Genomic DNA, 654 nt, shown 5'->3' on the forward strand with positions numbered 1-654 from the left:
GTGGACCGCTGCCCGGGCCGGGCTGCTCGGCGCCCCAGCGCGGAGCCTGGGGCGGAGACGAGAACGACCGCGATCCCCCTGTGTCGGGCCCGTCCCAACGGGCCTGGGGCCCGACGCCGACGGAAGGATCGCGGTCGTTCGAAGTCACGCGGTGAGTCTAGAGAGTTCCTCCACAACGAGCCTCATCGACTCGCAATGCTCAGGAGCCTCTCAGGCCTCGCGGCGCTCCTTGATCTTGGCCTTCTTGCCACGCAGGTTGCGCAGGTAGTAGAGCTTCGCGCGACGGACGTCACCGCGGGTGACGACCTCGATCTGCTCGAAGATCGGGGAGTGCAGCGGGAAGGTGCGCCCGACGCCCACACCGAAGGAGCCGTTGCGCAAGGTGAAGATCGGGCTGATGCCGGAGCCCTGAACACGGATCACGGCGCCCTGGACGGTCAGGAAGCGGGACCGGTTGCCCTCGACGACCTTCACGTGGACCTTGACGGTGTCGCCGGCGCGGAACTCCGGCAGGTCGTCGCGCTTGGAGGCGTTGCCGACCTCAGCGAGTACGTTGCTCATCTTTTCTCCTCACGCTCGCCACAGGCCGATCGCGGTCATCCATGCCCTGGTCAGGGCGATCTTTGGCGGTGGCCCAGCCGCGCTGGCCGGCGG

The 654-nt window shown here is 68.2% G+C and carries 1 protein-coding gene; it reads right to left on the reverse strand.

What is annotated here, in order from left to right; all coding sequences use genetic code 11:
* Positions 1-210: 210 nt before the first annotated feature.
* Complete coding sequence (gene rplS, locus DMH08_RS39760) at positions 211-561, reverse strand: 50S ribosomal protein L19 (RefSeq protein ID WP_125621451.1); 351 nt, start codon at positions 559-561, stop codon at positions 211-213.
* Positions 562-654 lie beyond the last annotated feature (93 nt).

It is taken from the genome of Actinomadura sp. WAC 06369 (assembly GCF_003947565.1).
Taxonomy (GTDB): Bacteria; Actinomycetota; Actinomycetes; order Streptosporangiales; family Streptosporangiaceae; genus Spirillospora; species Spirillospora rifamycini.